Annotated in this window: 1 pseudogene; it reads left to right on the top strand. The window is 55.4% G+C overall.

Annotated features, from left to right (window positions below):
• A pseudogene (locus ACFFJH_RS00005) lies at window positions 1-641 on the top strand (hypothetical protein); the annotation flags it as partial.

Below are 641 nucleotides of genomic sequence, written 5' to 3'. Positions count from 1 at the left end.
TGCAGTCGTCGATTCAGCCTCACCAGAAACTTTACCGTTGGTCATCGGTGGCATCACCGGTGCCGGCGGTATCATCGACAACGACCAACCGACGATCACCAGTGTCGAACCAGGCACGCCAGGTGTCAGTGATGACAATGTGGTCGAAGGCAATAATTTGGTGTACACGGTCAGCTTGTCCGGCACCACCACGGTAGCGGGTACTTATGCTTACAGCTTAGGCGGTGGTAGCGCCACAGCCGGTGCTGACTACAATGCGACACCAACGTTCAGCAATGGCGTCACTTTAGTCGGTGGCAATTTGATCGTCCCAGCCGGTGTGGCGAGTTTCACGGTCACGGTAGCAACGATTGATGATGCAGTCGTCGATTCAGCCTCACCAGAAACTTTACCGTTGGTGATTGCTGGTGTGACTGGTGCCGGCGGTATCTTAGACAATGACCAACCGACGATCACGACAGTCGAACCAGGTGGCCCAGGTGTCGGTGATGACAATGTGGTCGAAGGTAATAACTTGGTGTACACGGTGAGCTTGTCAGGCACCACCACAGTAGCGGGCACCTATGCTTACAGCTTAGGCGGTGGTAGCGCCACAGCCGGCGCTGACTACAACAGCACAGCGACGTTTAGCAATGGCGTCA

It is taken from the genome of Affinundibacterium danionis (genome assembly GCF_042432465.1).
Taxonomy (GTDB): Bacteria; Pseudomonadota; Gammaproteobacteria; order Burkholderiales; family Burkholderiaceae_D; genus Undibacterium; species Undibacterium danionis.
Note: the sequence above shows the minus strand (reverse complement) of the source record. Positions and strands in the feature narration are given on the sequence as shown.